20 protein-coding genes are annotated in these 18,382 nt (G+C 34.4%); 16 read left to right on the forward strand and 4 right to left on the reverse strand.

Annotated features, from left to right (window positions below):
• From yaaA to dnaA, 3 genes are all read right to left on the reverse strand, one after another.
• On the reverse strand, positions 1-222 hold the full coding sequence (gene yaaA / locus CAO17_RS17100; RefSeq protein ID WP_085993781.1) for a S4 domain-containing protein YaaA: 222 nt from the start codon (positions 220-222) through the stop codon (positions 1-3).
• 385 nt (positions 223-607) lie between these two features.
• Entirely contained in the window at positions 608-1,744 is a 1,137-nt protein-coding gene (dnaN, locus tag CAO17_RS17105; RefSeq protein WP_085993782.1) for a DNA polymerase III subunit beta, read from the reverse strand.
• A gap of 206 nt (positions 1,745-1,950) precedes the next feature.
• Positions 1,951-3,294, reverse strand: coding sequence for a chromosomal replication initiator protein DnaA (dnaA, locus tag CAO17_RS17110; protein WP_085993783.1), 1,344 nt, complete (start codon positions 3,292-3,294; stop codon positions 1,951-1,953).
• Positions 3,295-4,116: 822 nt separating this feature from the next.
• Here dnaA and rpmH point away from each other — a divergent pair.
• The 15 genes from rpmH to CAO17_RS17185 all read left to right on the forward strand — a co-directional run bounded on the left by rpmH (position 4,117) and on the right by CAO17_RS17185 (position 16,422).
• Positions 4,117-4,251 (forward strand): 50S ribosomal protein L34, encoded by a 135-nt coding sequence (rpmH, locus tag CAO17_RS17115; RefSeq protein ID WP_035507360.1) that lies wholly within the window; start codon positions 4,117-4,119, stop codon positions 4,249-4,251.
• Positions 4,252-4,407: 156 nt separating this feature from the next.
• A complete protein-coding gene (gene rnpA / locus CAO17_RS17120; RefSeq protein WP_085993784.1) occupies positions 4,408-4,764 on the forward strand; it encodes a ribonuclease P protein component in 357 nt (118 codons plus the stop codon).
• 117 nt (positions 4,765-4,881) lie between these two features.
• Entirely contained in the window at positions 4,882-5,622 is a 741-nt protein-coding gene (gene yidC, locus CAO17_RS17125; protein WP_425435918.1) for a membrane protein insertase YidC, read from the forward strand.
• Positions 5,619-6,239, forward strand: a complete 621-nt coding sequence (gene jag, locus CAO17_RS17130; RefSeq protein ID WP_085993786.1) for an RNA-binding cell elongation regulator Jag/EloR — start codon at positions 5,619-5,621, stop codon at positions 6,237-6,239. Before yidC ends, jag begins: the two co-directional genes overlap by 4 nt.
• Before the next feature lie 211 nt (positions 6,240-6,450).
• Positions 6,451-6,741: a hypothetical protein gene (locus CAO17_RS17135; protein ID WP_085993787.1), complete on the forward strand. Its 291-nt coding sequence runs from the start codon at positions 6,451-6,453 to the stop codon at positions 6,739-6,741.
• Positions 6,734-6,952, forward strand: a complete 219-nt coding sequence (locus CAO17_RS17140) for a YozQ family protein (protein WP_085993788.1) — start codon at positions 6,734-6,736, stop codon at positions 6,950-6,952. Before CAO17_RS17135 ends, CAO17_RS17140 begins: the two co-directional genes overlap by 8 nt.
• A 27-nt stretch (positions 6,953-6,979) precedes the next feature.
• Positions 6,980-7,225, forward strand: coding sequence for an alpha/beta-type small acid-soluble spore protein (locus CAO17_RS17145; RefSeq protein WP_085993789.1), 246 nt, complete (start codon positions 6,980-6,982; stop codon positions 7,223-7,225).
• Between the two features lie 258 nt (positions 7,226-7,483).
• Complete coding sequence (mnmE, locus tag CAO17_RS17150) at positions 7,484-8,860, forward strand: tRNA uridine-5-carboxymethylaminomethyl(34) synthesis GTPase MnmE (RefSeq protein ID WP_085994543.1); 1,377 nt, start codon at positions 7,484-7,486, stop codon at positions 8,858-8,860.
• A 49-nt stretch (positions 8,861-8,909) separates the two neighbouring features.
• Positions 8,910-10,796 (forward strand): tRNA uridine-5-carboxymethylaminomethyl(34) synthesis enzyme MnmG, encoded by a 1,887-nt coding sequence (gene mnmG / locus CAO17_RS17155; RefSeq protein ID WP_085993790.1) that lies wholly within the window; start codon positions 8,910-8,912, stop codon positions 10,794-10,796.
• A gap of 377 nt (positions 10,797-11,173) precedes the next feature.
• A complete protein-coding gene (rsmG, locus tag CAO17_RS17160; RefSeq protein WP_085993791.1) occupies positions 11,174-11,887 on the forward strand; it encodes a 16S rRNA (guanine(527)-N(7))-methyltransferase RsmG in 714 nt (237 codons plus the stop codon).
• Positions 11,888-12,192: 305 nt separating this feature from the next.
• Positions 12,193-13,047 carry a nucleoid occlusion protein gene (noc, locus tag CAO17_RS17165; protein ID WP_085993792.1) on the forward strand — a complete coding sequence of 285 codons (855 nt, stop codon included), beginning with the start codon at positions 12,193-12,195 and terminating at the stop codon, positions 13,045-13,047.
• Positions 13,048-13,227: 180 nt separating this feature from the next.
• The gene (locus CAO17_RS17170) at positions 13,228-14,001 is read left to right on the forward strand and encodes a ParA family protein (protein WP_085993793.1); all 774 of its coding nucleotides are present in this window, start codon (positions 13,228-13,230) and stop codon (positions 13,999-14,001) included.
• On the forward strand, positions 13,982-14,818 hold the full coding sequence (locus CAO17_RS17175) for a ParB/RepB/Spo0J family partition protein (RefSeq protein ID WP_085993794.1): 837 nt from the start codon (positions 13,982-13,984) through the stop codon (positions 14,816-14,818). The genes CAO17_RS17170 and CAO17_RS17175 overlap by 20 nt, the downstream gene beginning before the upstream one ends.
• Positions 14,819-15,044: 226 nt before the next feature.
• Positions 15,045-15,749: a DUF554 domain-containing protein gene (locus tag CAO17_RS17180; protein WP_085993795.1), complete on the forward strand. Its 705-nt coding sequence runs from the start codon at positions 15,045-15,047 to the stop codon at positions 15,747-15,749.
• A 58-nt stretch (positions 15,750-15,807) separates the two neighbouring features.
• Positions 15,808-16,422 (forward strand): transporter, encoded by a 615-nt coding sequence (locus CAO17_RS17185; RefSeq protein WP_085993796.1) that lies wholly within the window; start codon positions 15,808-15,810, stop codon positions 16,420-16,422.
• A gap of 176 nt (positions 16,423-16,598) precedes the next feature.
• Here CAO17_RS17185 and yyaC read toward each other — a convergent pair whose 3' ends face one another.
• Positions 16,599-17,219, reverse strand: a complete 621-nt coding sequence (gene yyaC / locus CAO17_RS17190; RefSeq protein WP_085993797.1) for a spore protease YyaC — start codon at positions 17,217-17,219, stop codon at positions 16,599-16,601.
• Positions 17,220-17,310: 91 nt separating this feature from the next.
• On the opposite strand from yyaC, the gene CAO17_RS17195 reads away from it, so the two are divergent.
• Positions 17,311-18,327 carry a YkvI family membrane protein gene (locus CAO17_RS17195; RefSeq protein ID WP_085993798.1) on the forward strand — a complete coding sequence of 339 codons (1,017 nt, stop codon included), beginning with the start codon at positions 17,311-17,313 and terminating at the stop codon, positions 18,325-18,327.
• Positions 18,328-18,382 lie beyond the last annotated feature (55 nt).

The raw sequence follows: 18,382 nt of genomic DNA on the forward strand, positions 1-18,382 counted from the left end.
TTAAGCCTCTTTTTTTACAATGTACGATCCAAAATTCTCAATTTCTATTATATCATTCGGATAAAGTTTCCTCCCTCGTCGATGCTCTTGTTCGCCATTAACCATCGCACCTACATCTTGGAGAAATGCCTTCACCATTCCACCTGAGTCTAATATGTTTAGAAGTTTAATAAATTGACCTAATGTAATATATTCCGTTTTTATATTAATTTCTTCATGCAATGCTATCACCAGATTCTTTTAAATTTTGAGTCCTATAATCTGCTTTCCCATCTAAAAACTTTATATACCTATTTTACTAAAGTTTTTGGATTAATGAAAGGTAAGACCCCAGAATAAACTAAAAAACCCTTATTTATGCCTATATTTGCTTTTAAAACACATTAATTATTTATCTTTCATGCTGGCCAAATAAAAAAGTTCCATTTTATTTTTTCGTGATACTTAATTAATTCTTTTTTATAATTATACCTTTTAATTTAAATTCATTGTAAGAAGGATATAAGTTAATTTTTAAACTTTTATTGCTAACAATATTTTCTTTAGTAGTGGTTTTAAGTTGTCCGCTTTTAGGCAAAAAAAGAAATCGGTATTTGCACCGATTTCCTTAATACGTTCGTACTGGGAGAATTAATTGTAAGATGGAATCATCATCAACAGGACGAATAATAAATGGCCTCATTGCTCCCGTAAAAGCAATAGATACTTCGTCATATTCAATTGCCTTTAATGCATCAATCATGTATTTCGAACTAAATGATATTTTTAACTCTTCTCCCTCGATGGAATGTACGCTAATATCTTCTGTGACATTTCCAATTTCAGGGGAATTACTAGTAATTTCGACGATGTTTGTTCCTTGAGTTGCTAAACGAACAACATTATTTCTTTCTTCTTTTGCTAGTAAAGAAGCGCGATCAATCGTTCCTAATAATTCCTTTGTTTTAACTTTTATTTTGGTTTTACTTTGTTCCGGTATTAAACGAGAAGTTTCAGGATAATTCCCATCGAGTAATCGTGATAAGAAATTTAGGTGCTTGGTGCGGAATAAAATTTGATTATTTGTAACACTAATTTCCACCGATTCCTCATTATCATCAAGTATTTTATTTAATTCATTCAGACTTTTACCCGGAACGACAATATTCTTAAATTCAATACTAGTATTTGCTATAGGAACTTCCCTGGAAGCTAATCGATGGCTATCTGTTGCAACAAACTTCAGTACACTATTCGCTAAGTTGATGTTAACCCCTGTTAAAATCGGACGAGTTTCCATGGTTGAAACGGCAAATACCGTTTGTTTAATCATGCTTTTTAATATATCAATTGGCATTTCGATACTATCATCCGTTTGAATCTTAGGAAGCTGTGGATATTCTTCTGCATCCTGTCCGTTTAGAGTAAATTCAGCTTTGCCTGATCGAATGGTTACTTTTAAGCTTGCATCAGATTCTATTTCTACTGTTTTTTCAGGAAGTTTCCGTACGATGTCAGGAAAATATTTTGCTTGTAAAACAATGCTACCTTCCTCTATTTGTTCTACGTTTACTTTTTCATCTTCTTCTGCTGGGATGTAAGACTCGATAGATATATCAGAGTCACTACCAGTTAATGTTACGCCATCATTTCTAGCTTCAATTTTAATACCTGTCAAAATTGGAATGACTGTTCTAGACGAAATTGCCTTCATAACATCTTGAACACTAGAAATTAATTGTTCACGTTGGATAATAAATTTCATAAAGAAATCCTCCTAAGGGAAGTTATATATATATTTATTTTTTATAAAATATAATAATAAAAGTAATAATGCTTGTGATTATGTGGATAAGCGAGATTTTTGTTTAGAGCTCTAAGTTTTCCACATGTGGATAGTCTGTTTATAACAATGCAACAGAATTAACATTATTAACATGTGGATAATTGGAAGAGAGTAAAAAAATAACGCTATAAAGATTTAAGTTCTTCTTTTAATTCTTCAATTTCTCTATTTAAGGCTGCATCCTTTTCTAATAGTTTAGAGATTTTTTCGTGTGCATGAATAACTGTTGTATGATCTCTTCCACCAAATTCATCCCCAATCTTAGGCAATGAGAAATCTGTTAATTCTCGTGATAGATACATAGCAATCTGTCTTGGAAAGGCGATAGACTTCGTTCGTTTTTTTGCTGCGAAATCTTCCAATTTAACATTATATTTTTCTCCGACAGCTTCTTGAATTCCTAATATAGTAATAACTTTCGGCTTACTGCTAGGGATAATATCTTTTAGCGCATCTGCAGCAAGTGATGCATCAATATCCTGGTTAACTAGAGAGGAATAAGCAACAACACGGATTAGAGCTCCCTCTAGCTCGCGAATATTCGTATCAATTTGATTAGCAATATATAGCATGACTTCATTGGGAATATCTAAACCTTCTGCCTTTGCTTTTTTATTTAAAATAGCAATCCTAGTTTCTAAATCCGGAGGGGTAATATCTGTAATTAGACCCCATTCAAACCGAGAACGCAGACGATCTTCCAATGTTGGTATTTCTTTAGGCGGACGATCACTCGAAATAATGATTTGCTTGCTTTCCTCATGCAATGTATTAAATGTATGGAAAAATTCCTCTTGAGTTGATTCTTTTCCAGCAATGAATTGAATATCATCTATTAATAGAACATCGACTGTTCGATATTTATTGCGAAAGTTCGTCGTTTTGTTTTCCATAATGGCATTAATAAACTCGTTCGTGAATTTTTCCGAAGTGATGTAGACAACTTTAGCATTAGGATTTTGATCCATTACATAATGACCGATTGCATGCATCAAATGTGTTTTACCTAATCCAACACCACCATAAATAAAGAGCGGATTATAAGCTTTTGCTGGCGCCTCTGCAACAGCTAAGGATGCCGCATGTGCAAAACGGTTGCCTGCTCCAATAACAAAAGTATCAAACGTATACTTTGAATTTAACATCGTCTTTGGGAAATCATTGTTTTCGGCTGAATTCTTAGGCTTTGGAACAGGCTTTACATCCTCTAATTCAGGAGTTATATCTGGAATAACAAATTTCGTGTTCAATCTTGTACCAGTGATTTCACCTATAATATCGGAAATTAAATCGGTATATTGGTTTTCAAGCCAATCCCTAGCGAATTCGTTTGGTGCAGAAATAACTAATGTATTTTTTTCTAACGATTCCGCCTTTGTATTTTTAAGCCAAGTATCAAAGCTTGGTTTGCTGATTTTTTCTTCAATTTTTTCTAATGTAGCAACCCATAGCTCTTCAATGTTTTCCAATACGGTTTTTCACTCCTTTTTAGAAAAACTAAGCTATTTATAAGAAAAGTTCTTAGTTCCTCTTTATTTCGGTTTCAATTGTTTGCTCCATCACTTCTTCTTTCTGATAAAAAATGATAGGACATAATACTTTTAATACTGACAGAAAAAGCCTTCCTTTGTTCTTATTGGAAAGAAAGAAAGGCATTAAATATGAACATATTTTACTAGGTTAGAGGAAATAGTTCTGTGGATAGAAAATATGTGATTGTATGAGGGATACGAATAGTTATATACGTTATCCACATCATTGTTGAAAAACTTATTAATAATACTGTGAACAACTATCCACAGTTTATCCACAATCTGTGTATAAGTTAAATTTGATTTTGATTTTCCACAAGTGAAAACATAAATATGATAACAAAAAAAACCTAAACGTGCAACGGCATTCTGACACTTATCCACATAATTCTACCTGTTGTATATAAATGTTGTCCACACTACTATATTTTGTGATTTTCTTGTCGATAATGGTTGTGGATAGGAGAATAGTGTCGAAATTTTTATAAACAGTGAGTGTGGATAATTGAAAAATCCCTTTTGGAATTGGAAAAGGTAGAGGATTAAACGAATGAAATATCGTGGTAAGCAAAAAATTAAATAGTTCTCTATGGGAAAAAATGTGTTTCAATATTATTATTTGTCGACGGAAAGCAGTATTGAAAAATCTATTTGACAAAGTGGCCTTCTTTTACGTATAATTACAAAGACTGTTTTTGATTGATATGTTTAAAAACAAAATTTTAGATATTTAGTAATCCTTTGGGAGGTGCATGATAAATGAAAAGAACATTCCAACCAAATAATCGTAAACGTAAAAAAGTTCACGGTTTCCGTGCTCGTATGAGTTCTAAAAATGGACGTAAAGTTTTAGCACGTCGCCGTCGTAAAGGAAGAAAAGTTTTATCTGCATAGGCCACTGTTAATTCAGTGGTCTTTTTCTACTTATTTTGAGAAAAGATGACTCCTTGTTGGGGTTTATGGAATATATATACATATTCATTATGTAGTTAGAATAAAAGCGAAGTTGGTTACGTAAATGGTTAGCGTCGTTTTTAGATAGGTGGTTAGATGAAAAAAATATTTCGTATTAAAAAGAATGAGGAATTCCAGCTGGTTTTTAAAAAGGGAAAGTCTTTTGCCAACCGACAGCTTGTAATATATTATATGGAAAAACCTGGACAGGATCATTTTAGAATTGGTCTTTCAGTGGGGAAAAAGATAGGAAATGCTGTTACTCGTAACCGCATAAAACGATATTTACGCCAAGCATTTCAAGAGCTGGAGGATTACATTAAGTATCCGCATGATATTGTTATAATTGCTCGAAACCAAACAAAGGATATGGAATACAAAGATATCAAAAAAAGCTTAATCCACTTATTATATAAACAGCATTTATTAAAAAATGGCTTTAAACAAGCTTAGTATAGAAACTTGTACCTATTTCATATAAAATAGCATATAGAAAATCTGTTATTTGCCAGGAGTTAAGGAGGAAATAAATTGCGAAAGAAGTATTTATTACTTCTGACAATAATCGGTATGGTACTTTTATTAGCCGGATGTATGGAAGTAGATCAGCCGATTACGTCAGAAAGTGAAGGAATATGGAATACAGTATTTGTTTATCCGCTTTCATGGGTAATTATAAAAATCGCTGAAATCTTTAATAATAGTTATGGGCTTTCAATTATTATTGTTACAATCTTTCTTCGTTTGATTATTCTACCTTTAAGTGTGAAACAAATAAAAAGTTCAAAAGCGATGCAAGAAATACAACCAAAATTACAAGAAATTCAGAAGAAATATAGTTCCAAGGATGCGAATACACAACAGAAGCTGCAACAGGAAACGATGAAGTTGATGCAGGAACATAATGTTAATCCACTTGCAGGCTGTTTACCAATCTTTGTTCAAATGCCAATATTAATCGCGATGTATCATGCAATTGTTCGTACGGAGGCAATAAGTAATTATAGCTTTTTATGGTTTGAATTAGGATCACCTGATTATATCTTACCTTTATTAACTGCCGGATTTACGTTCTTGCAGCAAAAATTAATGATGTCAACCAATACATCAGTGAATTCCAATCCACAAGTTGCTATGCAAATGAAAATGATGTTATATGTGATGCCAATCATGATTGGGGTAATGGCATTCTTCTTCCCAGCTGCATTAGCATTATACTGGGTAACAGGTAACATCTTCATGGTGGCTCAAACACTTCTAATTAACAAACCGATGATGAATAATGCAAATAATGGAGGAGACAAAAAGTGAAGGAAATAACTGCTAGTGGTCGTACGGCTGAAGAAGCGATCCAATCAGCATTAGAGCAGTTAAACACCACGAGGGATCAAGTCGAAATTACCATTATTGATGAAGGGAAAAAAGGATTATTAGGCGTTTTTGGGTCAAAACCTGCATTTGTCAAAGTAACTATTGCGCAAGACTTGGTAAAAGATACCGAAGCTTTCCTACAAGAAATTTTGGCTAAAATGAATGTAGAGGCGGAGATTAAGACCACAGTAGATGGAAAGTATGTCACCTATGATTTAGCAGGAGAGAACATAGCGATTCTAATAGGGAAACGTGGACAAACACTTAATGCATTGCAATATTTACTACACTTGGTAATTAATAAGGATAGTCCAATTTATTATACAGTCACACTAGATGCAGAAGGTTACCGAAGCCGTAGAAAAGAAACTCTGGAGGCTTTAGCAAAAAAAATGGCAGACAAAGCTATTCGATTAAATAAAAAAGTAGCTTTAGATCCTATGCCAGCATTTGAAAGAAAAGTTATACATCACGTACTACAGGAATCTCATGTATCAACTTATTCTGATGGCATAGAGCCTCATCGTCATATTGTAATCAAACCGAATAAAAAATAACAAAAAACCTTGGATATGTTCCAAGGTTTTTTGTTTTGTACGATAGAATATATCTATTCATTAGTGAGTAGACGTTTCCTAAAATTAGTTTTTCTAATAAAACCAAAGATATTGCACAACTTAATAACGAATTCCTTTTTACCAAACGTGAATGATGGAAATAAGTTAATCCATACTAGGAATACTACGATTTGGTAAAGGAGTTTTCTGTATGAATCAATATACTGGTGCAATATTTAGCGGGGAATTGGATAAGAAGAATGAGACTTTTTATCTAACTGAGGTAAAAAGTCTTACAACGGGTTCCACTTTATCCCTAAATCAATTAGAGCAAATGTATTCGTATTTAGGGAAACAACAAGATAGTTGTATGTTAACCGTTAATGACCAAATTCCCGTTCTCATACAAGAAAATGAGAAGAATGAGTTAATTAATGACCTTCATCATATTTTAAAAAACCTAAATCATGTAAGTTCAGAAGGGAGTTCATCAAATGCTTAAAAAAAGCAGTGGAAAGGCTAAAACTGTAGCGGAAAAGACATACCAATATTCGGATTACTATAGTAATGATCAACTATCAAAGGGAATGGCTGAAACTCATGAACAGGTATCCGATACCTATATGGAGGGAACCGTAGATAGGGAAAATAATTATACGAATTCCCGTGATGATAATAGTGATGAGAATAGTATTCCTAGAAAAAAACATTAATGTATTTTAGCGGAAGAAGGGAAGAACATGGCGAAAAGGAAAATTCTTGTTCCAGAGGCCCGTGAAGGTTTGGACCAATTAAAGGCAAAAGTTACGAATACAATTGATCCAAAGAATACAAAATATGAAATTGCTGATGAGCAAGGAATTTCATTAAATCATGGCTATAATGGTGACATTAAAGCAAAGGAAGCAGGTAAAATAGGTGGGGAAATTGGTGGAAATATGGTAAAGGAACTAGTGAGTATCGCCAAAAAACAAATGAACAGGTAATCTTTAAAAGCCTCGCTTAGGTATGAGCGAGGCTTTTTAATATATAAGGAATATTCACTTGTTGATAAATTTTTGTTTAACGTTATAATAGATTTTTGGTAATGTATCCACATGTTGATAACTATGATGTGTTTTTGGTTATACTAATAGTGTGGATAAGTTTATTTTTTTTTTGGTTTGTGTTATCCTATTTTGTTAGTGACTATAAAAATAATTCTTTAATATAAAGCTGGAATATTGTTGGAGGTGAATGTAATGATGGGAACTGATACAATTACTGCAATTTCAACCCCAATGGGTGAGGGCGCGATAGCTATTGTCCGATTAAGTGGTCCAGAAGCCATTAAGTTAACATCAGAAGTGTTCAAGGGGAGGGACTTGCAGGAAGTCGATTCACACACGATTAATTATGGTAAGATTGTTGATCCTGAGACAGGCGAAATGGCAGAGGAAGTGATGGTTTCCATCATGCGTGCGCCGAAGACATTTACTCGTGAAGATGTAGTTGAGATTAATTGTCATGGTGGAATGGTGGCTGTAAATCGTGTGTTAGATATTTTATTGAACCGAGGTGCAAGACTCGCGGAACCTGGAGAATTTACAAAACGAGCTTTTTTAAATGGCCGTATTGACCTTTCCCAGGCTGAAGCTGTCATGGATCTGATTCGTGCAAAAACAGATAAGGCAATGAATGTTGCTTTAAAGCAAATGGATGGTAGATTATCTGGTTTAATTAAGCGACTAAGACAAGATTTATTAGAAACGGTAGCACATGTAGAGGTTAACATTGATTATCCGGAATATGATGATGTAGAAGAAATGTCACATGAAATGATGCGAACGAAGACGAAAGAAGTTCATGCAGAAATTGAAAAACTTCTAGAAGTAGCAAAGCAAGGGAAAATACTTCGTGAGGGTCTTGGTACAGCTATCATTGGAAGACCGAATGTTGGAAAATCCTCATTAATGAACACACTGGTTCAGGAAAATAAGGCAATTGTAACAGAAGTCCCTGGAACAACAAGGGATATTATTGAAGAATATGTTAACGTTAGGGGAGTTCCTTTACGTTTAGTGGATACGGCAGGTATTCGTGAAACAGAGGATATTGTTGAAAAAATCGGTGTGGAACGCTCCAGACAAGTATTAAAGGAATCTGATCTTATTTTATTTGTTCTAAATTATAATGATGGTTTAACAGATGAAGATGAAAAGCTATTTGAAGCGGTTAGAGGGCTTGAATATATTGTTATTATTAATAAGACTGACTTAGAGCAAAAACTGGATTTAGAAAAGGTAAGAGAACTTGCTGGCAACCGCCCCATTGTGACCACTTCCTTATTAAAAGAAGAGGGAGTAGATGAATTGGAAAAAGCGATTGCTGATACGTTCTTTTCAGGAGAAATTGAATCTGGTGATCTAACTTATGTTTCTAATGTTAGACATATTCAGCTTCTTCAAAAGGCTAAAAAGGCATTGGAAGATGCGATGGAAGGTATTGAGCTTGAGATGCCAATGGATATTGTTCAGATAGATGTTACGAGAACGTGGGAATTTTTAGGCGAAATTATAGGTGATACTGCAAGTGATAGTTTAATCGATCAGCTATTCTCACAATTTTGCTTAGGTAAATAAAAAGTCATATTGCTATTTATTAGAATCGTTAGGAAAGGGTGAAAAATAGATGACATACAATGCAGGTCATTATGATGTTATTGTTGTTGGAGCGGGGCATGCCGGTGTAGAAGCTGGTATAGCGGCAGCGCGTATGGGTGCCAACACACTTATGCTTACCTTGAATTTAGATATGATTGCTTTTATGCCCTGTAATCCTTCTATAGGTGGCCCGGCAAAGGGAATCGTCGTACGTGAAGTTGACGCACTTGGTGGCGTGATGGGAAAAGTGATAGATAAGACATATATTCAAATGAGAATGTTAAACACTGGTAAAGGACCTGCTGTTCAAGCATTACGCGCGCAAGCTGATAAAGCACTTTATAGTGTGGAAATGAAGAAATTAATTGAAAATGAAGAGAATATTACATTGCGTCAAGGGATGGTTGAGGAACTTATTGTAGAAGATGGCGTCTGTAAAGGAGTCATAACAGAGACTCATGCTGCTTACTATGCGAATGCTGTAATTCTTACGACAGGTACCTATATGCGTGGTAAAGTCCTTATGGGTGATTTGGAATATGAAAGTGGCCCAAATAATCAGCGTCCATCTCTTAAGTTATCCGAGAACCTGGAAAAGATAGGGTTAGAGCTTGTTCGTTTCAAAACAGGTACACCGCCACGTGTGAATAGCCATACCATCGACTATTCCAAAACTGAAATTCAACCTGGAGATGAAAATCCAAGCTTGTTTTCGTTTGAGTCAGCGGAAAAAATTGTCGATCAAATACCGTGTTGGTTGACCTATACGAATGAATTTACACACGAGGTTATTAATGAAAATTTAGGTCTTTCTGCTATGTATTCCGGTATGAAACGTGGAACTGGACCACGATATTGTCCATCGATTGAAGATAAAATTGTTCGTTTTAATGATAAGCCTCGTCACCAAATTTTCTTAGAACCTGAAGGAAGAAACACAGAAGAGGTATATGTTCAAGGATTATCTACATCCTTACCAGAATCAGTTCAACATCAGATGGTAAAAACGGTTCCAGGGTTGGAAAATGCAGAAATTATGCGTGCAGGATATGCCATTGAATATGATGCAGTGGTGCCAACACAGCTATGGCCAACATTGGAAACCAAAGCCATTTCTAGATTATTTACTGCTGGACAAATTAATGGAACATCTGGATATGAAGAAGCGGCAGGGCAAGGAATCATGGCGGGCATCAATGCTGCAAGAACCATATCCGGTAAAGACTCTGTTATTTTAGACCGTGCTCAGGGGTATATCGGTGTGTTGATTGACGACCTAGTAACCAAAGGTACGAATGAACCATATCGCCTGTTAACTTCCCGTGCAGAATATCGCTTATTACTACGACATGATAATGCCGATTTAAGATTAACGGAAATTGGCTATGAAATTGGGTTAATCTCTGAAGAGCGTTATGAGAAATTCCTAGAGAAAAAACGTTTGGTTGAAGAAGAGAAAAAACGTTTAAGTAAAATTGTGATTAAGCCGACTGAAGAAGTAAAACAAATGATGGCTGAAGCGGGAGCTACTCCTATGAAGGAAGCAACAAAAGCTTATGATCTCATGAAAAGACCGGAATTAAGCTATGAGATTATAACAAACATGATTGAATCTAACCCAGACCTTCCCGAAGAAGTTAAGGAACAAGTTGGGATTCAAATTAAGTATGAAGGGTACATTAAAAAAGCGTTAGACCAAGTAGAACGGATGCTTAAAATGGAGGATAAAAAAATTCCAGAAGACATTGATTATGATGCAGTAAGTGGAATAGCTACAGAAGCTAAGGAAAAATTGAAAAAAATACGTCCATTGTCTTTAGGTCAAGCTTCTAGAATCTCTGGCGTAAACCCAGCGGATATCTCCATTTTGCTTGTATATATTGAACAAGGGAATATTGCTCGTTTAGCTAATTAAAGGAAATGGTTGAGCATGCAAGATAGGCTAAAGAACCTATTTTATTTATGATTTAAGAGGCTGGGACATAACGAAAGTGTTTAACTCAAAAGACGAACAATGTACTGCTTAGGGGAGTATATTTCCGAAGTGGCCTTCGCACTAATCATGTTCGGGTTTTGCGTTGAAAAATACTTTTGTCCTGGCCTCTTTACATAGGAAGTCTTAATTATTACAGTTAGGACTTTTTTAAAAATTGTTGTTTGTACTGTAAGATAGAATGTTCATTTAGAACTAGAGAATAGTATCTTTTAACCGTGATGAAAACACCGCCATTTACGAAAAGAGTCATAAGTAATAGCATATATAAAATTTTATAGTTAGGAGTTTATCTTTCCATGAATCCAGAACAATTCCAATTGGCTTTAAAGGAAAAGGGAATAGAATTAAGCGAGATACAATTAGAGCAGTTTGAAACTTACTTTAAACTTCTAGTGGAATGGAATGAAAAGATTAATCTTACTGCTCTAACTGCTGAAGAAGATGTTTATCTAAAGCACTTTTATGATTCGATTTCCGCTGCATTTTATTATGATTTTACGAAGGAACAATCCATTTGTGATGTAGGAGCAGGGGCAGGATTTCCGAGTATACCATTAAAAATCTGTTTCCCGGAATTAAAAGTAACCATTGTGGATTCTTTGCAAAAGAGAATTGTTTTTTTAAATCAATTAGCAGAGAAGCTACAACTATCTAATGTTGCTTTTTATCATGATCGTGCAGAGACTTTCGGTAAAAACAAAGAACATAGAGAAAGTTTTGATATTGTTACTGCAAGGGCAGTAGCTCGTATGTCGGTCTTAAGTGAGCTTTGCCTTCCATTAGTAAAAAAGAACGGTATTTTTATTGCAATGAAGGGTGCACAGGCTGATAATGAATTATCAGATGCTAAAAATGCCATTGAGATATTAGGTGGGGAAGCGAAAGACACGCATACATTTACACTTCCGAATGATGAAGGTGAGCGTAGTATTATTTTCATAAATAAAAGGAAGAAAACACCGAATAAATATCCTAGAAAGCCTGGAACACCAAATAAAAGCCCATTGTAAAACATGACGCAGCATTAGTGATGGTTCAGAGATAAATGGAATGGTTCTTACGTATCCAAAATTTTTACAAATAAAGAACATTTAAAAGGCATGATAGCCTTTTTTTTATTATCTCGAAAGATATTGATACTTTTCTTATCCTACTTATGGTAAAATAGATTATAAATCTATGCATAGAATTCTACTATGTTATTAATCTATAAATTTATCTATATAATAGTTAAAATATAAATAAATATTGTTTCACGTGAAACAATTTAATACATAAATTTTTATTTAATAGAAATTAAAGGTGGTGTCAAATCATGGTGCATCCTTTTAATCGACTTTTTGGATTAGGTGATAAAACTACAACAGAAACGGAAAAAGAATCCTATAATCCCGATGAAGTAGTTCAGATACCTGTAAAAGATATCATTGCCAACCGTTTTCAGCCTCGTTCTATATTTGATGAAGAGAAAATAGGGGAGTTAGCGCAAACCATTCATACACATGGGATGATCCAGCCAATTATTGTGAGAAAGTTAGAAGATGATAAATATGAGATTATCGCTGGTGAACGAAGATGGCGTGCTGTTCAATCGATTGGTTGGGAAACGATCTCAGCTATTGTTCGTGAAATGACAGATACGGAAACGGCTTCTGTTGCTTTAATTGAAAACTTACAGAGAGAGGAATTGACGGTAATAGAAGAAGCTTTTGCTTACTCAAAATTACTAGAAATGCATTCCCTAACACAGGAGGCTCTAGCCCAAAGGCTTGGTAAAAACCAGTCCACTATTGCTAATAAATTACGTTTATTGAAACTACCTGATGAAGTACAGGAAGCATTATTAAGCAAAACTATCACAGAACGGCATGCACGAGCATTAATAAAGCTGAAAGACCCAGAGAAACAGGTCGAAGTATTAAAGATAATTATAGATAATGAGTTAAATGTGAAGCAGACGGAAGAGCGTATTGCAAAAATACAGGAGCCAAAGGAAAATAAAAAGAAACGTCCTAAACTTAAAGGTATTAATAAGGATATTCGTATTGCCATGAACACCATACGCCAGTCACTAAGCATGGTTACACAAACAGGTGTTAATGTGGAGTCAGATGAGAAAGAATTTGATGAGTATTATCAAATCACTGTTAAGATACCGAAGAAAAAATAGGAGTATGGACACAACATTTGTTTTTACCCATCTTATGAACATAAGGTGGGTATTTATAATAGATAAGTTGTTAAACTAGAGGACATCTATTACAAGTTTTTTAAAGATACGATTAAAACGTTCTCTTTTATAGAATGCGTGATAAAATAGTATGTATACAGTTTTTAGGAAGGTGTCAACATGGGGAAAATAATATCCATCGCTAACCAAAAAGGTGGCGTAGGAAAAACAACTTCATCAGTTAATTTAAGTGCTTGTCTTGCCTATTTAGGAAATAAGGTCCTTATAGTAGATACAGACCCACAGGGAAATGCAACTAGTGGAGTAGGGGTAAATAAAGCAGATGTGAATCATTGTGTTTATAATGTTCTAGTAGATGATATGGAAGCTGAGGATGTCGTCATTTCCAGTAATGTTGAAAGCTTAGATATAATTCCTGCTACCATCCAGTTAGCTGGTGCAGAGATTGAACTCGTTCCTGTTATTTCTAGGGAAATTCGCTTGAAGAAAGCATTAGAGAGTTTAAGGGATGAATATGATTATATTATTATAGACTGCCCACCATCCTTGGGTTTATTAACGCTAAATGCTTTAACAGCTTCAGATACGGTGATCATTCCAGTACAATGTGAGTATTATGCACTAGAAGGATTAAGCCAATTATTAAATACGATTCGCCTTGTACAAAAGCATTTAAATAAGTCGTTAATGATTGAAGGAGTTTTATTGACGATGTTAGATGCCAGAACCAACTTAGGTATACAGGTGATTGAAGAAGTGAAGAAATACTTCCAGGATAAAGTCTATCAAACTATTATTCCAAGAAATATAAGGTTAGGAGAAGCACCTAGTCATGGTGAGCCAATCATTACATATGATCCAAAATCAAAAGGTGCTGAAGTATATCTTGAATTAGCAAAGGAAGTGATGGCCAGTGGCGAAAGGGTTGGGTAAAGGTATTAATGTGTTTTTTCCAGAAGTAGAACAGAAAAATGACGATTCTATTCAAGAAATTGATATTAAAGAGCTTAGACCAAATCCATATCAACCAAGAAAGTCGTTTCACGCCGATGCGATTGAAGAATTAAAAGAATCTATTCTTCAACACGGTATTCTTCAACCACTTATTGCTCGTCAAAGTATCAAAGGGTATGAGATAGTCGTTGGTGAAAGGCGATACCGAGCCGCAAAGGAGGCAGGGCTTAAGAAAGTTCCTGTAGTGGTTAAAGAATTAACAGATGATAAAATGATGGAGTTAGCTTTGCTTGAGAACCTTCAGAGAGAAGACTTAACACCGATTGAGGAAGCACAGGCATATTCTAATCTCATGCATGAACTAAAGGTCACACAAGAGGAACTGTCCAAACGGTTAGGTAAGAGCCGATCCCATATCGCCAATATGGTTCGTTTGTTGTCCTTACCTGAAAATATTGTTGCTTATATTAATAATGGGGAATTGTCTATGGGACATGGTAGGGCTTTATTGGGACTAAAGGATAAAGACCGACTAACACCACTCGTAAATAAAATAAGAAGTGAAAAACTAAATGTAAGACAGGTTGAAAAATTGATTGCTGCATTGAATGAAAAGCCAGTGAAGAAAAAGGAAAAGACAAAAAAGGATGTATTTATTACGGAAAGAGAATCCATCTTAAGAGATCGACTTGGTACCGCAGTATCTATTCAAAGAGGGAAGAAAAAAGGGAAAATTGAAATTGAATTTTATACAGATGATGATTTAGAACGAATTATTGAGCTACTTGAGGATTAAATAAATGCTGATTAAGAAATATAGACTGATTCATATCGGTCTATATTTTTTTCTGTTAACAACAAGGAATAAAACAACTGCGCATTATCCTTCGTAATAAACGAATAGTACAAGACAAAGCAAAAGAGTATTTCATCAAATAATTTAACAAAAAATGTTCCACGTGAAACATTTTTTGTTATCCTTATAGATATATATAATTTACATAATAGGGAGATGTAGCAGTGTGGCTTTATTAGGGACGATTGTAAATGGTGCATTAATTGTTATTGGTTCAATTATTGGTTTGTTTTTTACGAAAATACCAGAAAGATATAAGGAGACAGTTATGCACGGAATAGGCTTAGCTGTCATATTAATAGGGTTACAGATGGCCTTTTCGACAGAACAGATTCTTATTGTATTACTCAGCTTACTTTCTGGAGCAATTATTGGAGAGCTATTTCGTATTGAGGAGGGGCTTAATCGTCTAGGGGATTGGATAGGAAGTAAATTTACAACAAACAACGATGAATTTAGCATTTCGCAGGGATTTATCACTGCTACACTTATTTTCTGTATCGGTGCTATGTCAATTATTGGTGCACTGGATAGTGGAATCCGACATGATCATGAAGTACTGATAACTAAGGGAGTTATTGATGGTTTTACCAGTCTTGTATTAACAACAACACTGGGATTTGGGGTTATCCTTTCTATTATTCCAGTTGTGCTTTATCAAGGTTCTATTGCTCTATTATCTACTCAAATTACTCACTTTGTATCTGAAGCATTCTTAAACGGGTTGATTGTGGAAATGACTTCAGTTGGTGGACTTCTTATTGTTGCAATCGGACTTAATATATTAAAGATAACAAAGATTCGAATTGGGAATTTATTACCTTCCATTCTAACTGTAATACTTATCTATTATATTTTTCAGCTATTTTAGAATTAATTTCAGTTTTGATGGTTGAATATAATAGGGTTATAGATAGTGAGGTATTTAAATGCAAAGGGTTATGAAAATGGCATACGAAGGGATTATGCTTCTTTTAGTCATGCTAACCATTATGACAATATGGTCAGAAGATACAATAAATACAACCATCAATTGGGTAGTGTGGGCAATATTTACGATTGATTTTTTACTTAGACTTTATTTATCTGAAGGTAAGTGGGCATTTATAAAAGAAAATCCATTTCTTGTATTAGCTATTATACCACTCGACCAATTATTTCAAGTTGCTAGAATAGTGAGATTAATATATTTCTTTCGGATTAAAACCATTACCAAATATTATGTTTCTCCCTATATTGAAAAACTTTCCTATAAATCGTTGACCATGGTTTTGACCTTGTTAGTTATCGTATTAATTGTAGAATCCTTCATTATTATGGCTCTTGAAAGCTCTGTTTCCACATTATTAGATGCGATGAATGTAACTTTCGGCCATTTAATGTTCTTTGGGAGGGAAATTTTTGTTATTAACCATTCCATTTCTGTATGGCTGCTAACAGCTACATCTATCATTGGTGTGATAATTCAGGGGCTAGCTTTACAATGGGGCTTTCATAAAGCTGATAATGTATATAGGAAGTACAAAGAAAAGATTAATCTGTAACTATTATATAAATAGGGAGGGAGAAGGCATTCGTGCTACTCCCTTTTTTAGTTTCTTAGTAATTTCTACTTATAGTGTTGACTAAATATGAACCACTGGTACACGGTGCTAAAGGGAGCCTTCCTTTTCTAAGCTACATATATTTATTCCGTGTTCTAAATCTGTGTCTAATCTAGTTATATGCTCTGTTTATTTCGGGAGTGTTTAAGAACAATTGCGGGCATAGAGCGGTTATGTGTTAAATTACGATCCACTTTATCTAGTACAAATGCTAGTTCTTTCGCCATATCGGTTACAACGGATAGCCTAGTGTTTTGCAATACGGAATACTCCATAAACCCACCAATATTCACAACTCCAGATATATGCATGTCTCCCACTGGTGGCAGTGATTTATTTAAGGCAGCTCCAGGCTTTAAGGGTCCTTTTGCTGTAATGAATTGACCAATGGATGAATTTTTCCCTAAACAAGCATCAATTGCGATAATAAAAGGGTTTCGATGTGATTCCATAATGTGCTCAAGCGAGTCTTCTAAATTAGTAGCATGTATGGGCTGATGTAACGTTCCATAAACAGTCATATGTTTTAATCTTAATTCAGATAAATAAGTGCCGGTAAGAGGACCAAGGGCATCTCCAGTAGAGCGATCTGTACCAATGCAAACAATAATATATTCACGTGGAGCATCGGGCATCCATGAAATAATTTTCTCGCTCATCTTATGATGCAATGTTGGATCATTATATAGCATACGAAAATTTTCATTAAAATTACCAAATCGACTCTTTAGATTCATAGCTTATCCTCCAATTACATATTGGTATAGTATACGGATATTTTTCCCTTTCTATACATAGATTGTATAAATAAATATTGGAGGAAATAAAATGCTGAATGCTGGTCTAAAATGGATGTTTTTAATTATTGGAACAACGATTGGTGCAGGATATGCTTCAGGAAGGGAATTATGGCAATTTTTCGGTCATGAAAGTGGACTAGCTATTGTCTTGTTTGCTATTTTCTTTACCATTTGTTGTATGGTTATTATGTATATTAGCTATAAACATAAATCTACGCATTATTTACCGGTTCTCAAAGACATAGTTGGTAAACGTTTATCGAAGTTTTATGATGTAATGATTTTCTTTTATTTATTTTCTACAACGGTTGTGATGATTGCTGGCAGTGGTGCAACGGGACAAGCCTTTAATTTCTCAAAATGGTGGGGGATATTAACAATCATCATTGCATTAGTACTACTATTCATGAGAAATATAAATGGATTGCTTACGATCAATCAATTTATATTACCCATATTATTAGGTGGTTTACTTTTTATTTTAATGTTATTTACGATTGATCAAGAATTAGAGCTGTTTTCACATTGGCATGAACAAAGAAATTGGACTGCTGCATTTCCATTTACAGCATTAAATATCTTACCTCTAATAGCTGTATTGGGAGCAATAGGAGACAAAATGAAATCGAAATCAGAGATTTTTATTGCCAGTATTGGCAGCGGAATGATTCTTGGGGCGATATCTTATATTTACAATAATAGTTTGATTCAAATTGCAGATGAAATTCTTTTATATGAAATACCTTTGTTTGCTATTCTAAAACACTATCCTTTTGAGATAACGGTATTTATGTCTATTATGTTGTGGTTTGCCATATTTACTACAGCCGCTTCTGGAGTATTGGGGATTGTAACTAGAATTCAGGAGTATTTTAGGCAATCCTTCGTTTTTTTAGTTGTGGTAACATTGCTTTTTATGATTCCATTAACGACGATTAGCTTTTCAAAATTAATTAGCATTATTTATCCCATTTATGGAATATTGAATTTATACGTACTAACTAGATTATTGCTATTTCCTTTTTGGAATAGGATAGAGAAGTAGTAACAGAATACGGTAACTTAAATTAGGCATATAGACTTTAAGATGTATGTGTGTG

Source organism: Oceanobacillus senegalensis, from assembly GCF_900176885.1.
GTDB lineage: Bacteria > Bacillota > Bacilli > Bacillales > Amphibacillaceae > Oceanobacillus > Oceanobacillus senegalensis.